This window comes from Formivibrio citricus (assembly GCF_900115065.1).
Taxonomy (GTDB): Bacteria; Pseudomonadota; Gammaproteobacteria; order Burkholderiales; family Chitinibacteraceae; genus Formivibrio; species Formivibrio citricus.
This window is the reverse complement of sequence record NZ_FOVE01000002.1, coordinates 1-19,276: the sequence shown is the minus strand read 5'-3', so window position 1 is coordinate 19,276 and position 19,276 is coordinate 1. Positions and strand designations below refer to the sequence as shown.

Annotated in this window: 17 protein-coding genes and 4 tRNA genes; 11 read left to right on the top strand and 10 right to left on the bottom strand. The window is 57.4% G+C overall.

Features of this window, described 5'->3' with window-relative positions:
* Nucleotides 1–97 precede the first annotated feature (97 nt).
* From BMZ36_RS14245 to BMZ36_RS01260, 6 genes are all read right to left on the bottom strand, one after another.
* Complete coding sequence (locus BMZ36_RS14245) at nt 98–1,162, bottom strand: DUF6387 family protein (RefSeq protein WP_143085942.1); 1,065 nt, start codon at nt 1,160–1,162, stop codon at nt 98–100.
* 129 nt (nt 1,163–1,291) lie between these two features.
* The gene (locus BMZ36_RS01280; protein ID WP_091190762.1) at nt 1,292–1,789 is read right to left on the bottom strand and encodes a JAB domain-containing protein; all 498 of its coding nucleotides are present in this window, start codon (nt 1,787–1,789) and stop codon (nt 1,292–1,294) included.
* A gap of 539 nt (nt 1,790–2,328) precedes the next feature.
* Nucleotides 2,329–3,570: a tyrosine-type recombinase/integrase gene (locus BMZ36_RS01275; protein WP_091190045.1), complete on the bottom strand. Its 1,242-nt coding sequence runs from the start codon at nt 3,568–3,570 to the stop codon at nt 2,329–2,331.
* 167 nt (nt 3,571–3,737) lie between these two features.
* Nucleotides 3,738–3,810: transfer RNA gene (locus tag BMZ36_RS01270), tRNA-Ala, on the bottom strand.
* 44 nt (nt 3,811–3,854) lie between these two features.
* The gene (secA, locus tag BMZ36_RS01265; protein ID WP_091190041.1) at nt 3,855–6,563 is read right to left on the bottom strand and encodes a preprotein translocase subunit SecA; all 2,709 of its coding nucleotides are present in this window, start codon (nt 6,561–6,563) and stop codon (nt 3,855–3,857) included.
* Nucleotides 6,564–6,705: 142 nt separating this feature from the next.
* Nucleotides 6,706–7,596 (bottom strand): M23 family metallopeptidase, encoded by an 891-nt coding sequence (locus tag BMZ36_RS01260; protein WP_091190037.1) that lies wholly within the window; start codon nt 7,594–7,596, stop codon nt 6,706–6,708.
* 25 nt (nt 7,597–7,621) lie between these two features.
* On the opposite strand from BMZ36_RS01260, the gene BMZ36_RS01255 reads away from it, so the two are divergent.
* The 3 genes from BMZ36_RS01255 to BMZ36_RS01245 all read left to right on the top strand — a co-directional run bounded on the left by BMZ36_RS01255 (nt 7,622) and on the right by BMZ36_RS01245 (nt 9,189).
* Nucleotides 7,622–8,059: a DciA family protein gene (locus BMZ36_RS01255; protein WP_091190032.1), complete on the top strand. Its 438-nt coding sequence runs from the start codon at nt 7,622–7,624 to the stop codon at nt 8,057–8,059.
* A 115-nt stretch (nt 8,060–8,174) separates the two neighbouring features.
* Nucleotides 8,175–8,999, top strand: a complete 825-nt coding sequence (locus BMZ36_RS01250; protein WP_091190029.1) for an undecaprenyl-diphosphate phosphatase — start codon at nt 8,175–8,177, stop codon at nt 8,997–8,999.
* Nucleotides 9,000–9,113: 114 nt separating this feature from the next.
* Nucleotides 9,114–9,189 (top strand) — tRNA-Met (locus BMZ36_RS01245).
* Nucleotides 9,190–9,259: 70 nt separating this feature from the next.
* On the opposite strand, the gene BMZ36_RS01240 is transcribed toward BMZ36_RS01245, so the two are convergent.
* The 3 genes from BMZ36_RS01240 to BMZ36_RS01230 form a co-directional block, all read right to left on the bottom strand.
* A complete protein-coding gene (locus BMZ36_RS01240) occupies nt 9,260–9,508 on the bottom strand; it encodes a hypothetical protein (RefSeq protein ID WP_091190023.1) in 249 nt (82 codons plus the stop codon).
* A 733-nt stretch (nt 9,509–10,241) separates the two neighbouring features.
* A tRNA-Lys gene (locus BMZ36_RS01235) sits at nt 10,242–10,317 on the bottom strand.
* Nucleotides 10,318–10,363: 46 nt separating this feature from the next.
* Nucleotides 10,364–10,439, bottom strand: a tRNA-Lys gene (locus BMZ36_RS01230).
* Nucleotides 10,440–10,606: 167 nt separating this feature from the next.
* Here BMZ36_RS01230 and gshA point away from each other — a divergent pair.
* The 6 genes from gshA to ptsP all read left to right on the top strand — a co-directional run bounded on the left by gshA (nt 10,607) and on the right by ptsP (nt 16,485).
* Nucleotides 10,607–11,911 (top strand): glutamate--cysteine ligase, encoded by a 1,305-nt coding sequence (gene gshA, locus BMZ36_RS01225; RefSeq protein ID WP_091190020.1) that lies wholly within the window; start codon nt 10,607–10,609, stop codon nt 11,909–11,911.
* Entirely contained in the window at nt 11,908–12,855 is a 948-nt protein-coding gene (gene gshB, locus BMZ36_RS01220) for a glutathione synthase (protein ID WP_091190017.1), read from the top strand. The genes gshA and gshB overlap by 4 nt, the downstream gene beginning before the upstream one ends.
* Complete coding sequence (locus tag BMZ36_RS01215; RefSeq protein ID WP_218142596.1) at nt 12,852–13,883, top strand: FAD:protein FMN transferase; 1,032 nt, start codon at nt 12,852–12,854, stop codon at nt 13,881–13,883. The genes gshB and BMZ36_RS01215 overlap by 4 nt, the downstream gene beginning before the upstream one ends.
* A gap of 80 nt (nt 13,884–13,963) precedes the next feature.
* A complete protein-coding gene (locus BMZ36_RS01210) occupies nt 13,964–14,365 on the top strand; it encodes a PTS sugar transporter subunit IIA (protein WP_091190015.1) in 402 nt (133 codons plus the stop codon).
* Nucleotides 14,366–14,393: 28 nt separating this feature from the next.
* Entirely contained in the window at nt 14,394–14,666 is a 273-nt protein-coding gene (locus tag BMZ36_RS01205) for an HPr family phosphocarrier protein (protein WP_091190014.1), read from the top strand.
* 88 nt (nt 14,667–14,754) lie between these two features.
* Nucleotides 14,755–16,485, top strand: a complete 1,731-nt coding sequence (gene ptsP, locus BMZ36_RS01200) for a phosphoenolpyruvate--protein phosphotransferase (protein ID WP_091190013.1) — start codon at nt 14,755–14,757, stop codon at nt 16,483–16,485.
* Between the two features lie 81 nt (nt 16,486–16,566).
* On the opposite strand, the gene BMZ36_RS01195 is transcribed toward ptsP, so the two are convergent.
* Entirely contained in the window at nt 16,567–17,586 is a 1,020-nt protein-coding gene (locus tag BMZ36_RS01195; RefSeq protein WP_218142595.1) for a patatin-like phospholipase family protein, read from the bottom strand.
* 309 nt (nt 17,587–17,895) lie between these two features.
* Here BMZ36_RS01195 and groES point away from each other — a divergent pair, with 309 nt between their 5' ends.
* Both groES and groEL read left to right on the top strand, forming a co-directional pair.
* Nucleotides 17,896–18,186, top strand: a complete 291-nt coding sequence (gene groES, locus BMZ36_RS01190) for a co-chaperone GroES (RefSeq protein WP_091190011.1) — start codon at nt 17,896–17,898, stop codon at nt 18,184–18,186.
* Between the two features lie 61 nt (nt 18,187–18,247).
* On the top strand, nt 18,248–19,276 hold a 1,029-nt coding region (groEL, locus tag BMZ36_RS01185; protein ID WP_143085941.1), incomplete at its 3' end, for a chaperonin GroEL.

The following is a 19,276-nucleotide window of genomic DNA, read 5'->3' as shown; positions in this document are numbered from 1 at the left end:
CCGACACGGAAACAATAAAGACATAGAACGGCCCAAGACACGGCCAAATAACAGCAGGAAAAACCCTCAAAAAATGCGGGTTTTTATACGTGAGAAATTACCGCATTTTTGTGGCAACAACTTCTTGGGCGTGAAGCATATCAACCGTTTCGCGGCAGATGACTTTCTTTGCCCAGTCCTTTGCGCGGCGAATTGCATGGCGTTCATCGCCATTTATGCCACAAGGAAACAACGCATCCAAAAGAGCGGACTCATCAATTTTTACACCTTCCAGTGTTGCCCAGTACATCAAATCAAAGTAGGGGAAAATCTGGTATGCCTGCCATTTTTTGAAGTCTTGCTCGTTGATGATTTTATTTTCTGGTAATGGGTGTTGTGCACGTTGATCTGCCAGCCATTTTTTGAACTCATCCATAATTAGATCATCGGAGGCTTGCAGGTTGACCACAACTACAGGCGCATACCACTCATCAAACGGTTGGTTAAAATATTTATCTGCCTGCGCTCTCTGGGTGAGGGTTACGGTTTGGACAGTTTTATTTTCTTGTTCGTCGAATGGCACGCCAGCGGCATGGCAAGCGGCTCTATTTTCTACTCGGGCGTGCATTTCTTTAAGCGACTCATCTAGCTCTCTGTAATACCGTTCAACCAGTGCAAAACGGCTTGCAACTTGGCGTTTTTGTTTTGACTCCAAATAAAAGCCATACGCCAATCCTCGGTGAATAGGGGCAACCACGTTGTAGCGGAATTCAGCACAAACAGCCCCTAAATGTAACTCATCATACGATGCAGTATTAAAGAACTCGCGGCGAACAGCCCAATGCTTTTCATGTATTGCCTCAATTCTATTTTTCGTAGCATCATCAAGCGAATGCCAAATCCAATCACCTTCATCAGGAAGTCGCGGCCCCTCATCGCAATAGCCGCCAAACCCCGGCAGAGAATTCCAACGCTCACCGGTTGCCCGCTCATCCAGCCAGAAAAGAGCCCCAAATTCATCATTAGATGCATCAGTTCCATGGAGCTCCATCCATTTGATACGACTTTGGATGAGCCATGCCCATTGCCTAGCATCAAACTTTGCCAAGGGTTTATACGCTTCCAAAGAAAACCAACTGGGTAAGTCGCGGGCGCTTTTAATCCGTTTAGATTGTTTTTTCATGGCTTGCCTTCACAAGCACCCCTTCAAGAAGTCGCCCGGCCAACGGGTGAAGGTATCCCGTTATTCGGCGGCCAAACCTAGGCCGGGCTGTGCCAGTTTACCCCACGGCAGGCAAGGAAAGGCTTGCGACTACAAATAGCCGTTCTCTTTAAAGGAAAGCAGTTTAGCCCCGCCAATAATGAGATGATCCAACAGCTTCACGTCGATCAGACTAAGGGTTTGTTTGATTTGTTCGGTTATTTGGCGATCCCCATCACTGGCACCGACTCTGCCGCTGGGGTGGTTGTGGTAAATAATTACCGCCGCCGCATCTATTTCCAGCGCACGGCGGGCGACTTGACGCGGGTAAATGCGAGCCTCGTCCAATGTGCCACGAAACATATCCTCAACAGCAATAATTTGATGACCAGCATCAAGCCAGATCACACCAAACACCTCGTATTTCAACTCTCCCAGCTTGAGTTTCAGTAGCTGGCAGGCGCTGTCCGGGCTGGTAATGGCTGGGCCGTAGGTGGTGCGCGTTTCCAGCACAGAAAGCGCTGCACTAATCAGCTCTTCCTCTGTTTTGAAGCGGAAAGGGTAAACCCGTCGCCGTGAGCCGGCAGGGTGTGTGGATACGTTTGCCATAATCTGGCCTCCTATGTTTGCGGTTGTGTTTCCGCTCCCGCTGCTAAACGGGTGGACGGAACCGGGCGGGTTAGCAGACCGGCAACATAGGCAACCGGCGAGCCTTGCGGCTCCCCACCCGGCCCGCCCATAGAAGGCGCACCAAGGGCTATACGGACCAAAAAAACCGCCTGCTGGCGGTTGTCCGCCTATGTTGTTCGGGCTGCTAAACCCGGTCGCGCTATTGAACGCGACAACATCAGGATAGGCTTGTCGGTGTTTCCGGTCAAGGCCCAATCCTTACAAGATTTCATCCCCGGCGCAGCCCAAAACCGCCGCTGTCAGGCGGGCAGGAAAGAGCCTACCCGCGCCGCATTTTTCACCTTTTGGGATGCGCTTGGACAATCAAGGTGTTACCAGTAACACCAACCGCAACACCAGCAACACAAAAAATATCCATACAAATCAATCTGGTAACACCAGTAACACCGGTAACACCAAAAAACGGAGGGTGCAGGGGGTGGGGTGGCGTCTTTGTGCTAGTGCTGTAAGTTGGTTCCTTACGCGGCCTTGCCGAAATTACCGGTAATAATCTCGGCCCCGGCTTTGAGTTTTTCCAGATAATCAGCCCATGTTTGCATCATGGTACGGCGGTCTTTGATGAACTTGGTACGGTTGTATGCCGTGCCGAGCGCATCCGGGACTCGATGGGCTAGTTGATGCTCGATTACGTCCCGGTCTATTCCAAGCTCTTCATGCAGGATGGTCCGGGCCATGGCCCGGAATCCATGCCCGGTGATTTCCGTTTTGGTGTCGTACCCCATACGGCGAAGGGCAGCATTTACGGCGGCTTCACTCATCGGCTTGTTAGGATCGCGCCCGGTGAAAACATACTGGCGGCGACCCGTCAGCGGGTAAAGCTCCCGAAGGACCGCCACGGCTTGAGCCGAAAGCGGCACAAGGTGCGGGGTAGTTATCCCTTTGCGTATCCAGCCCTTCATGCGTTCGGCGGGTATGTTCCACTCGCCTTTGTCTAGGTTGATCTCTGACCATTCCGCCTTGCGCAGCTCTCCGGGCCGGGTAAATACCAGCGGGGCCAACCGTAGCGCAGATTGCACAATCAGCGTCCCCTTGAATCCATCCATGGCTCGCAAGAGTTCAGCCACGGCGGAAGGCTCGACAATTGAGGCGTAATGTTTGGTTCTGGATGGTGGCAAAGCGCCCCGCAGATCGGCGGCCGGGTCGCGCTCGGCCCGGCCAGTCGCCACGGCATAGCGGAATACTTGGCCGCAGTTCTGCAAAACCCGGTGCGCGGTATCCAGCGCCCCGCGTGATTCAGTCCGGCGAATAGTTGCCAGCAGTTCAGGCGCAGTAATCTCGGCAATCGGGCGATTCCCCAGCCAAGGGAAGGCATCTTTTTCCAGACGGTAGATAACCTTGTCGGCATGGCCTTTGGCCCAAGTCGGCTCATGCTTGGCGAACCACTCGCGGGCAACAGCCTCAAAACTGTTTTCACAGGCAATGACGCGGGCCAGCTTGGCCGCCTGTTTGGCTGCTGCTGGATCAACCCCTTGCGCAAGCAGCTTGCGGGCTTCGTCCCGACGTTCCCGTGCTTCCTTTAGGCTGACTTCCGGGTAAACCCCGTGCGCCAGTAACTTTTCCTTTCCGCCGTATCTGTACTTATGACGCCAATACTTGGCCCCGTTCGGCTGGATCAAAAGGAACAAGCCTTTCTCGTCCGCCAGTTTGACCGGCTTCCCTTCGGCTTTGGTTTTGCGTATCTCGGTATCGGTAAGCGGCATTGGGGGTATCTCCCTTTGGCGTATTGCCAGATACCCCTAGTTATACCCCCTCACACCGCCGGATTGCAACGTACCCCGACAGACGACAATGGACGCAAAAAAGGCCGGAAGCCTTGAATTTACTGGCTTTACCGGCCTTACTTGGACTGTTATGGAAAGGTGATTTGTGGACCGAATGAGGATCGAACTCACGACCTCTGCATTGCGAACGCAGCGCTCTCCCAGCTGAGCTATCGGCCCGTATTCACAGGCTAGTCAGTGGCAGCAGGGTCGTCAATATCGAATTACGCGAGGCGGCCGTGGCAATGCTTGTATTTCTTGCCCGATCCGCACGGGCAGGCTTCGTTGCGGCCAACGCCGGCAAAACGTGCCTGCTGCTCCTTGCGCGCATCTTCCGCTTGATCATCCTCCATGCCTGGTGTCAGGTCGTCGTGGAGGTACTGCACACCCTCCGGCAACTCGCGCGGCTGCACAGCATCCACGTCTTCCTGGGTACGGACCTGCACGTTCATGACGATCAGCACAACATCCCGCTTGATGCGGTCCAGCAGGCTGGAAAAGAGTTCGAACGCTTCGCGCTTGTACTCCTGCTTGGGGTTTTTCTGAGCATAACCACGCAGGTGAATGCCCTGGCGCAGGTGATCGAGCATGGAAAGATGTTCGCGCCAGTTCTGGTCGAGATGCTGCAGAAGCACGGCGCGCTCGAATTGACGGAATGTTTCGACGCCAGCCAACTCCACCTTGGCATCGTACGACTCTTGGGCGATGGTCTGGATGCGGGACTTGATCGCTTCCACGTCCAGCGCCGGCTCATGCTGCAACCACTCGCTGATCGGTGCATCAATACCGTATTCGGCCAGCGATTTTTCCAAGCCCGGGATATCCCACTGCTCTTCCATGGCTTCCGGCGGCAGATGCTGGTCGACCAGCTCAAGCACCGTACTCTGGCACATCGCCGTAATGGTTTCTGAGATATCCTCGGATTCCAGCAACTCGTTGCGCTGACCGTAAATGGCCTTTCGCTGTTCGTTGGCAACGTCGTCGTATTCCAGCAACTGCTTGCGGATATCGAAGTTGCGACCTTCGACCTTGCGCTGCGCGGATTCGATGGCGCGGGAAACCATCGGAGCTTCGATCGGCTCGCCTTCCGGCAGCTTGAGCTTGTCCATCACGAATGCGACGCGGTCGCCGGCGAAGATACGCAGCAGCGGGTCTTCAAGGCAGAGGTAGAAACGGCTGGAGCCCGGATCGCCCTGACGACCGGAACGGCCGCGCAACTGGTTGTCGATACGGCGCGATTCGTGGCGTTCGGAGCCGATGATGTGCAAGCCGCCTGCTGCCACCACTTGCTCGTGCAGCTTCTGCCAGTCTGCGCGCAAGGCGGCAATTTTTTCGCGCTTGCTTGCTTCATCCAGGCTTTCATCTTCCTCGATGGCGCGCAATGGCATTTCCAGACTGCCGCCCAGCACGATGTCGGTACCGCGACCGGCCATGTTGGTTGCAATCGTGATCATGCCGGGGCGGCCCGCTTCGGCAACGATTTCCGCTTCGCGGGCGTGTTGCTTGGCGTTGAGCACGTTGTGCGGCAGTTTTTCCTTCTGCAGCATCGTCGAAAGCAGTTCGGACTGCTCGATCGAGGTGGTGCCGACCAGTACCGGCTGTCCGCGCTCCCGGCAGTCCCTGATATCGGTCAGCATCGCCGCATATTTTTCCTTGGCGGTCTTGTAGACCTGATCCTGCCGGTCTTCGCGGATCATCGGACGGTTGGTCGGGATGATCACGGTTTCCAAACCGTAGATTTGCTGGAATTCGTAGGCTTCGGTATCGGCGGTGCCGGTCATGCCCGAAAGCTTGCCGTACATGCGGAAATAGTTCTGCAGCGTGATCGTGGCGTAGGTCTGGTTTTCCTGGTTGACCTGTACGCGCTCCTTGGCTTCCACGGCCTGATGCAGCCCTTCCGACCAGCGACGGCCGGCCATCAGGCGACCGGTGAATTCGTCGACGATGACAATTTCGCCATCCATGACCACGTAGTGCTGGTCGCGCAGGAACAGGGTGTGCGCCTTGAGTGCGGCGTTGAGGTGGTGGACCAAACTGATGTTGGCGGCCGAATAGAGGCTGTCGCCCTCTGCGAGCAGCCCCTTCTGCGTGAGGAGTTCCTCGACGCGTTCGTGGCCGGCTTCGGAAAGGTGGACCGAATTGGCCTTTTCGTCGACCCAGTAATCGCCTTCGCCTTCTTCGGTTTCCTGGCGTTTCAGGAGCGGCGGAATGGCGTCCATTTTCAGGTACAGGTCGGTGTTGTCCTCGGAGGGGCCGGAGATGATCAGCGGCGTACGCGCTTCGTCGATCAGGATCGAGTCCACTTCGTCGACGATGGAGTAGGCCAAGCCGCGCTGCACCCGCTCTTCATTGCGGAATGCCATGTTGTCGCGCAGGTAGTCGAAGCCGAATTCGTTATTGGTTCCGTAGGTGATATCGCAGGCGTAAGCGGCCTGCTTTTCCTCGTGGTCCATTTCGGCCAGGTTCACGCCGCAGGTTAGCCCCAGAAAGCGGAACAGGCGCCCCATCTGACGGGCATCGCGGCCGGCGAGGTAATCGTTCACGGTTACCACATGCACGCCCTTGCCGGTGAGCGCGTTGAGGTAGGCCGGCAGGGTTGCGACCAGCGTCTTGCCTTCGCCGGTGCGCATTTCGGCAATTTTTCCGTAATGCAAGGCCATGCCACCGATCAACTGCACATCGAAATGACGCATTCCCAGCGCGCGCTTGCCGCCTTCGCGACATACCGCAAAGGCTTCCGGCAGGATCTGGTCAAGCGAAGCCCCCTCGGCAATCCGCTTGCGGAATTCCTCCGTCCTGGCGCGAAGCTCGTCGTCGGAAAGCTTTTCCAGGCCGGCTTCCAGCGCGTTGATCTGGCGGACTACCGCGCCGTATTGCTTGAGCAGGCGATCGTTGCGACTACCGAAAATCTTCTTGAGCAGTTTGGAGATCATGTTCTGTTCTTTTTACCAAATGGGCAAAAGCACGGGACGTGCTTCTCGCCGGTTAATTCGATTCCACAGCGAATGACTGCGGCGGATTGGGTTCCCCCATCCGCCGCGCCTTGAATCCTGATTCGTTTTACACAGCGGCCTGTCAGGGCCGCAACGCGGGTATTTTGCCTGCCGCCACTTCCGTGGCCATGAAGCGCAACGGATTTTGCGGCACATTCTTGTAGCGTATCTCGTAATGCAAATGGGCGCCGGTCGAGCGCCCGCTGTTGCCCAGCTGCGCGATAACCTGCCCCGCTTCAACCATTCCGCCCTTGCGCACCATCAGCTTCGCGTTGTGCGCATAACGGCTGGTCAAACCGTTGCCGTGATCCAAGTCGACCATATTACCATATTCGACATGGTAGCCCGCAAAGGTCACCACGCCCCGGCCGGAGGCTTTGACCGGCGTCCCGACATCACCCACAAAATCAATGCCCTCGTGGAAAGTCTGCTTACCGCTCAGGGGGTCGATTCTTGCGCCGAATCCCGAAGATTGTCCGAGGGACAGTGAGACGGGAGGCAAGGCCGGCAAATTTTTCGTATCAGGCAGCATCAATACTGCCTCAGCCAAAGACAGCTGGTCGTGATAGGCTGAAAGCAGTGTCTCCGTTCCAGTCAACTGCCTGAGCAGGTCATCCGCGGACAAATACGCCCCTTCCTGCGCCGCGCCGCCGCGAGGCGCAGCCTCACCGGAAAGGAACGGCTTCACGTCGACGCCGGATTTTTGCCCGACCTGTTTTGCCAAGCCATCCAGTCGAACCAGTTTTGCCTGCAACTCGCCCAGTTTCACCGCCAACGCATCGATCTCGGCCTGACGGGGGTTGGGAACAAAACGCGTCAACTGGGTCACGCTCCGGGACGAAGCCAGCAAAGCCCCCAAGGCAAAGCAGGCACCACCAATCAGCATGGCCGCCAGCGTCAACGCCAGCGCCACCTGTTTCGGCCCCAGCGAAACAGCCTTGGCCAAGCGACTGGAAACCAGAATAATATTCAATATCTAATCCTCATCAGCAAACATCATGCAGCGTCGCCCCTCCCGCCCCGGTTTTGTCGGCCGCGACCCCGGATTGGCCCGAATCGTGAATCGCGTCGGCGAACTCCAGCAGGTACTGGACCTCGTCCGCCACGCAACGCCTCCAGAACTGGCACCGCTTTGTCAGGGCGTTGCCTGGTCAGGCTCCACCGTAGTCATCGGCGTACCACACAGCGCCGCAGCCACGCGCCTGCGGCTGGCAGCACCCGCCATTCTCGCGGCCTTGCAGGATGCAGGATGGCACGCTACCGCAATCTTGCCGCGCGTGCAAGTCAACCTCAATCATGAAAAACCAAGAAGAACCAATCGCTTAAGCATCCCCCCCGCGGCACAAAAGGCATTTGCCGATCTGGCAAACACGCTGGAAGACAAGGATCTGCAGGATGCCATCCAGACCTTGCTGAAACACCAGAAGCAAAGTTGACCCCGGCTCCGACAAAAACACTGCGTCAGCATTCACGCCCGCCGCATATCCGGGGCAACGCCCTTCCGGATCGCCTATAATCTTCCCCTTTCAAACGCAACAGTGGTACAGCGATATGGATCTGGTTCTGGTTTTCAAAGCAGTCATCATGGGAATCGTCGAGGGCTTGACGGAATTTCTGCCGATTTCCAGCACCGGCCACCTGATCCTGACAGGCGATCTGCTCAATTTTCTCGACAAGGAAAAACGCGATGTCTTCGAGATTTTCATCCAGTTCGGCGCCATGCTGGCCGTCGTATGGGAATACCGCGCCAAGATCGGCCACACGTTGCACGGCGCCAGGCAACCGGGGCGCGAGCGCAATCTGCTGATCAATGTCACCGCGGCTTTCGTACCTGCCGCCGCCATGGGCTACCTGTTCAACAAAGCCATCAAGGCCGTGCTATTCAAACCGGTTCCAGTTGCGCTGGCTTTCATCGTCGGCGCATTCGTCATCCTCTGGGCAGAAAAACGCCAGCATCGCATCACCGTGGAATCCGTCGACGACCTGACCCTGCGCGATGCCATCAAGATCGGCTTTGCCCAGTGTTTTGCGCTGATCCCCGGCACCTCGCGTTCCGGCGCAACGATCATCGGCGGCCTGTTTTTCGGCCTGTCGCGCCGCGCTGCCACCGAGTTCTCCTTCTTTCTCGCCATCCCCACGCTGAGCGCCGCCTCGCTCTACAGCCTGTTGAAACACCGCCACGCGCTGGACATGCACGACATGGGCATCTTCGCCATCGGCTTTCTGGCTTCGATGATCAGCGCCTTTTTCGCAGTGCGTGCGCTGTTGAAATTCATTTCCACCCACACCTTCATCGCCTTCGCTTGGTACCGGATCGCCTTTGGCATCGTGGTCTTGCTGACGGCCTGGAAGGGATGGGTCGAGTGGACCGTGTAATCGCCCGCCCCAAAAAAAGCAGTAGTTTTTCATCGGGCCAACAGAACATCCAAACAAAAGACCGGTCGAATCCTTGACTGCTCCACAACTTCTGGATATAGTCTCGTTCTCTGTCGCGGGATGGAGCAGTTGGCAGCTCGTCGGGCTCATAACCCGAAGGTCGTAGGTTCGAGTCCTACTCCCGCAACCAGGAATACCAAAAAACCCAGCCTTCACGGCTGGGTTTTTGTTTTAGATTGCACCAAAAGCTTTTCCTGAGATCACTTCTGCACGGCAACCCGCTCCAACCGGAAATAGTTTCCGTCGGCAAACAGCACAAACTCCTCCACCGGGCTCTCCCGCTCCCCGAAGTGCGGGCTGAACGCATCATAATTTGCTGCCGGGCGCACTTTTTCGCCAAAGTGAGTATCCAAAGGATCCTGATTATCCGCGCGATTCTGACTGGCCACAGCCTGCTCAAGTGTTTCAAATACACCGCGGCTGGTACGATAGACCTTTCGAATTTCCATTTTGCCACCCCTCCTTATTTTGTTTGAGCACGGCAATTCCAAACCTTGGACGGGCCAGAATTTCCGCAACACTTACTGCCATACCTGACAGCCAATCTGAAGTCTAGCAGCCGTCGCATTGGGCGCAACCCGCGAACCCCGCGCCTTCAAAACAAACCCTTCCCCCGGGGCGACGAGTTTTCACGAAAGGCTGTTTGGCTGATATGGGGTAGCCTGAAAACCGTAGACACGCCTGTGAGGGCGGCGTCCGCAAAAAAACAAAAAGAGGCCGTGAAACAATTTACATCTCAATCAAGCGCTGCATCCTGAAGAGCAATGCCGAGGAAAATCGGCACTACAGACACAAAAAAGCCCCAGTCAGACGCCGAGGCTTTTCACATTCAGGTTCAATGCCAGATCAGTCGACCAGGAGCGGCTCTTGGCCAGCCTCAATGATGTCTTCGCGACCGAAGTGCGATGCCACATAAGACTGAACTTCCTTCTCCACGGGGAAGACCTGTGCGCACTTGATCTTGCCCCCGGCCATAACAACGCCGCTGAATGCAGAAAACAAACCCATCACACAAACAGCAACTGCACACTTCTTAACATTAATTACAGACACCTTCAAAAAGCAGCCGAGACGCGGCGGATAAAATTACCGCGAGAGGATTTGGAAAAAACCGAAGCTCAAACCGGACTTGCCGGCGGCAGAAACGAAAAAACCAGCCCGAAGGCTGGTTTCTTGTATCTTTGGTGGGGCGTCACAGATTCGAACTGTGGACCTACGGATTAAGAGTCCGCTGCTCTACCAACTGAGCTAACGCCCCAAAGAAGGCACGCATTGTATTGCGTTTTTTTGTTCTGTGCAAGACTTGGTAGGCCGTGCGGGATTCGAACCTGCGACCAACGGATTAAAAGTCCGCTGCTCTACCAACTGAGCTAACGACCCGCCCTGTACAGAGACGCGCAATTATATAGAGGAAACTTTTCCTGTCAAGCACGCGCACGCTTTTTCAGTACATGAGGCTATCCTAGCCGATGCATCGCCGCCCCCGCATCTTGATTCACTCCTTTGCGCCCGCATATGCAATAGGATAACTTGTCCGGACCTTCTCAATGAGTGTACCTCATCTCACCACCGCACTGACCGGCCCCCTGCACGATCTGGAACGCAAGATTCTCGGTTCGTTGCCGGAAATCGAACACTGGTTCCGCAACCAGTGGCAAGAGCACACGCCGCCGTTTTATGGCTCGGTGGATCTGCGCAATGCGGGCTTCAAGCTGGCGCAGGTGGACATGAACCTGTTCCCCGGCGGGTTCAACAACCTGAATCCGGATTTCCATCCGCTGTGCGTGCAAGCAGCGATGATGGCGCTGGAGGGCTTTTGCCCGGATGCGCGCCGCCTGTTGCTAATCCCGGAAAACCACACGCGCAACCTGTTCTACCTGCAGAACGTGGCGGCCATTGTGCGCATCCTGCGCCAGTCGGGCATCATGGTCCGCATCGGTTCGTTGAACCCGGACATCACGGCACCTACGCGCCTTGACCTGCCCGACGGCGGTTGCCTGTTACTGGAGCCAGTGCAACGGCAGGGGCGGCGCATCCGCCTTGCCGATTTCGATCCTTGCGTCGTTCTGCTCAACAACGATCTTTCCGCGGGCATTCCTTCCATCCTGCGCGACGTCGACCAGATGCTGCTGCCCCCCTTGCAGGCCGGCTGGGCGGTGCGCCGCAAGACCCGTCATTTTGCCGCGTTCGACCAGGTAGCCCATGATTTCGGCGACCTGATCGGCATTGACCCGTGGGTGATCAACCCTTATTTCAGCGGCGTTTCCGGGCTTGATTTCCAGACGCGCGAAGGCGAGCAATGCCTGGCCGATGCGGTTTCCGACATCCTGAACAAGACCCGCCTGAAATACGCGGAACACGGCATCGACGAGCAGCCGTTCGCCATCGTCAAGGCCGATGCCGGCACCTACGGCATGGGCGTGATGAGCGTGAAATCGCCGGACGAGGTGATCGGCCTCAACCGCAAACAGCGCAACAAGATGGCCGTGGTCAAGGAAGGTCTGGAAGTCTCGGAGGTGATCGTTCAGGAAGGCGTACCGACTTTCGAGCAGATCAATGCCGCCGTGGCCGAGCCGGTCATCTACATGATCGACCGTTTCGTGGTAGGCGGCTTCTATCGGGTACACACCGGCCGCGGGCCGGACGAAAACCTCAACGCACCGGGGATGCATTTCGTGCCGCTGGCCTTCGCCACGCCGTCGAACACCCCCGATTGCGACGGCCGGCCGGATTGCCAGGCCAACCGTTTCTACGCCTACGGCGTGGTTGCCCGGCTGGCGTTGCTGGCAGCGGCGCTGGAGCTCGAAGAGAGCGAAGACCTGGTACAGCCCCTGGCCGAGGCCGTGGCATGAAGCTGCTCTTTATCGTCGACCCGCTGCCGGGGCTGAAAATCCACAAGGATTCGAGCTACGCCATGATGCGCGAAGCCTCCGCTCGCGGACACGAAATCTGGACGGCGCAAGCGGAAACGCTGTGCGTGCGCGCCGGGCGCATCGAAATTCACGCTGCGCCGCTGAGCTTCTCCGATACGCAGTACGGCCACGATTGGTACACGGAAGGCGACTACGCGGCGATGGCGCTGACCGATTTTTGCGCCACGGTCATGCGCAAGGATCCGCCTTTCGACCAGCAATACCTGTACGCCACCCATCTCCTGAGTCTCGCGGAAGCGCATGGCGCGAAAGTGTTCAATTCCGGACAGGCCCTGCGCGATTTCAACGAAAAATTGTCGGTTCTGCGCTATCCGCAGTTCACGGCGCCAACACTCGTCAGCCAGCAGGAAGACGACCTGCGCGCGTTCCTGGCAGAACACGGAGACATCATTCTCAAGCCACTCGACGGCATGGGCGGAGCGGGCATTTTCCGCGTCCGCAACGATGACCCCAATATTGGTTCGATCATCGAAACGCTCACCTGCAACGAAACGCGCACCGTGATGGCGCAACGTTTCATTCCAGAAATCGCTGCGGGCGACAAACGGGTACTGATCATCGACGGGCTCCCGGTGGATTGGTGTCTCGCACGCATCCCCAAAACGGGGGAGACGCGTGGCAATCTGGCAGTCGGCGGCACCGGCGTTGCCCAAGCACTCACCTCCCGGGATCGGGAAATTGCCGAAGCCCTCGGTCCGCAATTGCTGGCACAGGGATTGCTGCTCGTCGGTCTGGATATCATTGGCGATTATCTGACCGAGGTGAACGTGACCAGCCCGACCTGTTTCCAGGAAATCAGCACCCAGTCCGGCATCAACGTGGCGGGGCTATTCATCGATGCCGTCGAACGCAGGGCCGCATGATGCGCCGGTTCTTGGTGCTCCTTGTTGCCTTACTGCTGCCGGCATGCAGCAAGCCCGCGCTTTATCAGCAGGAAAGCTATGTATTTGGCACCCGTGTTGTCATCTCCGTCTGGGGCGCGCCGGAAAATCAGGCTCGCGAGGCAACGGCCGCAGCGCTGGGCGAGCTCGATCGGCTGCATGCCAAGCTGCATGCCTGGCGCCCGTCCGAGGTTCTACACCTCAACGAGGCGTTTGCCAGAGGCGAATCTGCGACTGTCGACGACGAACTGGCTGGCATGCTGAAACAGGCAGCGCGATATGCCCGGCAGTCCGATGAACTGTTCAACCCTGCAGTCGGGCAACTGGTAGCGCTGTGGGGCTTTCACCGCGACACGTTTGAGCCGGTCACCGCCGATCCCAAGGCGGTCGCGGCCTTGCTCGCCGCCCGCCCCTCGCTGGAAGACCTGCGCTTCGACGGCGCGAAGGTATCCAGCCGCAATCGCGCGGTCGCAATCGATCTGGGCGGTTACGCCAAGGGCTGGGCACTGGACCGGGTGGCAGGAATCCTGCGCAGCAAGGGCGTGAACAATGCGCTGATCAACATCGGCGGCAACGTCATGGCGTTGGGCCGCAAAAATGCCGAACGCTGGAAAATCGGCTTGCAGCATCCGCGCAAGCCGGCAGCGATGGCCTCGATTGAATTGAACGATGGAGAGGCCATCGGCACCTCGGGCGATTATCAGCGTTATTTTGAGAAAGACGGGCAGCGCTATTCGCACATCATCGACCCGCGCACCGGCAAACCGGCCCAAATCCTGCAAGCGGCCACCGTCATCGCGCCAGCAGGGAAAGAAGCCGGCACGATTTCCGATATCGCCACCAAACCGTTGTACATCGGAGGCAAAGCCAGCGCGCCGCGTTTTGCCGAGCGCTTCGGCATCCGCGATTACCTGCTGATCGACCCGCAGGGGGCGATTTTCGCCTCGCCATCCATGCTGTCGCGGATCGCCTGGCTGGAAAAACCCGACACGATTGCCACATTGCAGTAATTTGACTGCTCGCCGGACTCGGCAGAACTTCATTTCGGCTATATCATTGAAGTAATTTCCGGTTTGGCAATGGAACTGCGATGGTAGGAATTGTCATTGTGACTCATGTGATGCTGGGCGATGCGCTGTTGGCATGCGCCCGCCACATCATGCAACGGGACATGCCCAATCTTGGGCATCTGGCCGTAAGCAAGGCCGACGACCCGGACGAAGTGCTCGTGCGCGCTCGCCAGTTATGCGAAAAACTGGACGACGGGTCGGGCGTCCTGCTGTTGACCGACATCTTCGGCGGCACGCCGTCAAACGTCGCCAACCGACTCATCCAGCCAGGACGCATCGAAGCTGTGGCCGGTGTCAATCTGCCCATGCTGGTTCGCGTCCTGACTTACTGCCATCAGCCGCTGGATGTGGTGGTCAGCAAGGCCATCACCGGTGGCATGGAAGGGGTGCTGTACATGCTACCGCCGGAAAAAAGCGTTTAACGAAACCTCAAACCAGGAAGCACAAGAAATGCCGGTTCAGGAAGTCGAGATCGTCAACAAGCTTGGATTACACGCCCGGGCCTCAAGCAAATTCACCCAGCTCGCGAGCCAGTACCAGTGCGAAGTCTGGGTCAGTCGCAACCAGCGCCGTGTCAATGCCAAGTCGATCATGGGCGTCATGATGCTGGCCGCAGGCAAGGGCAGCAAGATCACCATAGAAACTTTCGACGGCACGGATGAAAACGAAGCCATGGCAGCACTTGTGGCTTTGGTTGCCGACAAGTTCGGAGAAGGCGAATAGTCGTATCCATTCAGCTTCCCATGCCGCCGAAGAGCGGCAGGGAAAATTCCGGGAGCCCTGAAGCAGGCTTCGGAGGAGAGGAAGAGGCATGAGTTGTTTGACACTGCAGGGTATCGGTATCGGTGGCGGCATTGCCATTGGTCACGCCCGCGTCATGACACGCACGGATATTGAGGTTGTCCATTTCCGGATCGCCCCCGATGAAGTCCAGAGCGAGATTCGTCGCTTTGAAGAGGCTATCCGCCAGACCCGCAAGGAACTTGAAACGCTCTGGTCCAGCATCCCGGAAAATGCGCCGACCGAGTTGGGCGCGTTTCTGAGCCTGCATATCATGCTGCTCAACGATCACACGCTTTCCAAAGAACCGATTTCCCTGATCGAGAACCAGCATTGCAACGCCGAGTGGGCCTTGCAGCAGCAACTGGATGTTCTGCTGGCTCAGTTTGACGAGATTGAAGACGACTACCTGCGCGAGCGCCGTGCCGACGTGGTACAGGTCGTCGAGCGCGTGCAAAAAGCGCTGGCCGGCCATGAAAGCTCCGCACACGCCGCTGGCGATGGAGCCCAAAACACCATCCTGGTTGCGCACGATCTCTCGCCGGCGGATATGGTCCTGTTCAAGGATTGCAATCACCTGGCTTTCATCACCGACCAAGGCGGGCCGACCTCCCATACCGCCATCCTGGCGCGCAGCCTGGATCTACCCTCAGTACTGGCCCTGCGCCATGCCCGCTCCCTGATCCGCGAAGGCGAATTGCTGATCGTGGACGGCGTCAACGGCGTCGTCATCGTCAACCCGGACGACCATACGCTTGCCGAATATCATCTGCGCAGCGAGGAATGGCTGGGCAAGCAAAAAGCCCTGCTCGATATCCGCACCCGTCGCCCGGTTACCCGCGACGGAATCGAACTCGAGCTGTTTGCCAATATCGAACTGCCGGACGATACGTCCGATGCGCTCGAATACGGCGCGGACGGCATCGGCCTGTTCCGCTCGGAATTCCTGTTCCTGCGCGAGGAAGAGCTGCCTACCGAAGACGAACAGTTCGAAGCCTATCGCCGCGTAATCCAGGCAATGGAAGGCCGCCCGGTTGTTATCCGGACTCTGGATCTGGGCAAGGACAAGATTGCCAAGTGGCAGAACCAATGCGAATCGGCCAACCCCGCTCTGGGCCTGACCGGCATCCGTCTGTGCCTGGCGGAAAGCCAGATCTTCCGCACCCAGTTGCGCGCCATCCTGCGTGCCTCGGCCTATGGCCAGGTCAAGCTGCTATTGCCCATGCTGTCGCAAATTGCCGAAGTGCGCGCCACCCAGCGCCACATCGAGGAAGCCAGGGCCCAGTTGCGCGAGGAAAACATTCCGTTCGCCGAGAACATCGAGCTGGGCGGCATGATCGAAGTCCCGGCCGCGGCAATTGCGGTAGCAAAATTCCTCGGACATCTGGATTTCATCTCGATCGGGACCAACGACCTGATCCAGTACACCATGGCGATCGACCGCAACGACGATATGGTTTCGCACCTGCACGATCCGCTGCATCCCGCTGTGCTTCAACTGATCGGCCATGTCATCGCCACCGCGGACCGTATGGGCAAACCGGTGGCCATGTGCGGCGAAATGGCCGGCGACCCGACCCTGTCGCGGCTTTTGCTGGGCTTGGGACTGCGACGTTATTCGATGCTGCCGATCCAGTTGCTCAAGGTCAAACAGCAGTTGCTGACCACCGACCTGGCTACGGTGCGCCCGTTGGTCGAGCGCATGCTGGCGGCGGAAGAAAGTGAGCAGATGCGCGATCTGCTTCTGGAACTCAACCGGTAACTTCCGCGGAAAAACAAAAACGGCGGGGATTCCCGCCGTTTTTGTTTTCAGCCCCTTATGTCTGGCGTTTGGACTTGGGAGTCATGGGTTTTGCCCTCCTTCGACCAGATGCGCAAGATGCGCCGTGGCCCATTCCTTGGCCTGTTTGTAGCCAATCTCGTACATCTGGGCCAAGTTGGAACGCGACCAATCGAACACTTCCGCCAGATCCTGGCCGGAAATTCCGTCCAGCAACGGCACCTTGTGCAGGCAAATGTCCTTCTTGTACCGGTCTTCGAAAATTTTCACGTCGTCGCGCGCGATTTCCACGAGAGGAGTAATAATCGACATCACCCACGCATCGTAAAGATCACGCGGCGGGCGCAGCAATTGTTCCGCCCCCAGAATGTCGAAGACCACAATCTCTTCGAGCTCCGGATGGTTCTTCAACAGATCCTTGAAATTAAGGCTGTCGAGCACCGCACCCTCAATGAAGAATTCGTCGCCGATCTGGGTGGGAGGATAAATGAAAGGAAAGGAGAGCGCCGCCTGCAAATGCAGCAGGTCGATCTTGTCCTTGCCCCAGTTGGCCATCTCGCGCCTGGATAGATTGTAGGCATTGACATAGAAGGCCGGTTTGATTTCCGGAATGCGCTCAAAGTCAATGAGCTCTCCTGCAAACGGAACATGCGCACACAGGCCCTTCGATGACGAGTTGAGATCGGAGGGGCAAGCGCAGGCCAGCGCCAGCTCGGCACCATCTTTCATCCACTGAGACAACGGGTCATGCGCGGGCCAGCGCTTGATTTGCTCCACCAGCGGGTTCATGGCCAGCGCGCGCCGATAGATATCGGCCAGGACGCCGGGCTTGTTGAAGACCTTGTAATTGACCGGAAACTGTTCGTAGAGCGGGTCTGCGATCCCGATGTCGGTCAGTTCGCGCAGCGTTTTGACCGGATCCCCGTTTTTCGGTGCCAGATACATCAGGCCGAGCAATGCTCCGGCACCCGCCGTCGAAACCACGTCGAACCGGAGACCCAGTTCATGAAAAGCCACAAGCGCGCCAGCGACCAGGGTCGAATTGGGAGCGCCGCCACTGATGACAAGGGCTGTACGTGCCATGACATACTCCATTCAATATATCGTGACCATATCGTAGCACGGCAAAAACAATCGAAAGACTACAATCATGCCATTACAAGGCAGCGGCAATTTTTACGCCAGGAAAAATGTACGGCATGCCAACGCAGAATTCCATTCATCGTGATCGCGTACACTTTTCAAACGAAAACCTCCTCACCTCTTGAAAAGCGTCAACCTCGCACCTATTATTGGCACTCGTTAGCCACGAGTGCTAACAGACAAACATCAACCCGTTGATTTTGTGCTGTTTGCGTTTTGGCACAGCATTTCATAACAGGAGATAAGCACATGAAAATCCGTCCGTTGCATGACCGTGTCGTGGTCAAGCGTGTAGAAGCCGAAGAAAAAACCGCCTCCGGCATCGTGTTGCCGGGCAACGCAGCCGAAAAGCCGGACATGGGCGAAGTGATCGCCGTTGGCACTGGCAAGCTGCTGGATGACGGCTCCGTGCGCGCCCTGCAACTGAAAGTGGGCGACAAGGTCATTTTCGGCAAGTACAGCGGCCAGACCGTCAAGGTTGATGGCGAAGAACTGCTCGTCATGCGCGAAGAAGATATTTTCGGCGTCATCGAAGCTTAATCGCCCGGATATTTCGTAGGGCGGGTCGAGACCCGCCAGTAAAAAGATTTGGAGAACTAAAATGGCAGCAAAAGAAGTCAAGTTTGGCAATTCCGCCCGCTCCCGCATGGTTGCCGGCGTCAACATCCTGGCCGACGCAGTCAAGGTCACCCTGGGCCCGAAAGGCCGCAACGTGGTGCTGGAGCGCTCCTTTGGCGCCCCGACCATCACCAAGGATGGCGTTTCTGTGGCCAAGGAAATCGAACTGAAGGACAAGTTCGAGAACATGGGTGCCCAGATGGTCAAGGAAGTCGCATCCAAGACCTCCGACATCGCCGGTGACGGCACCACCACCGCTACCGTGCTGGCCCAGGCCATCATGCAGGAAGGCATGAAGTACGTGGCTGCAGGCATGAACCCGATGGATCTGAAGCGCGGCATCGACAAGGCCGTGATCGCCCTCGTTGGCGAACTGAAGAACATCTCCAAGCCCTGCACCACCAGCAAGGAGATCGCTCAGGTTGGCGCCATCTCCGCCAACTCCGACACCGTGATCGGCGACAAGATCGCTGAAGCCATGGACAAGGTCGGCAAGGAAGGCGTGATCACCGTTGAAGACGGTTCCGGTCTGCAGGATGAGCTGGATGTCGTGGAAGGCATGCAATTCGACCGCGGTTACCTGTCCCCGTACTTCATCAACAACCCGGACAAGCAGATCGCTGCTCTGGAAAACCCGTTCGTGCTGCTGTTCGACAAGAAGATCAGCAACATCCGTGATCTGCTGCCGGTGCTGGAGCAAGTCGCCAAGTCCGGTCGTCCGCTGCTGATCATCGCTGAAGATGTCGATGGCGAAGCGCTGGCGACCCTGGTTGTGAACACCATCCGCGGCATCCTGAAGGTTGTCGCCGTGAAGGCCCCGGGCTTCGGCGATCGTCGCAAAGCCATGCTGGAAGACATCGCCGTGCTGACCGGCGGCACCGTGATCGCAGAAGAAGTCGGCCTGACCCTGGAAAAGGCCACCCTGGCCGAACTCGGCCAAGCCAAGCGCATCGAAGTGGCCAAGGAAAACACCACCATCATCGACGGCGCAGGCCAGGAAGACGCCATCAAG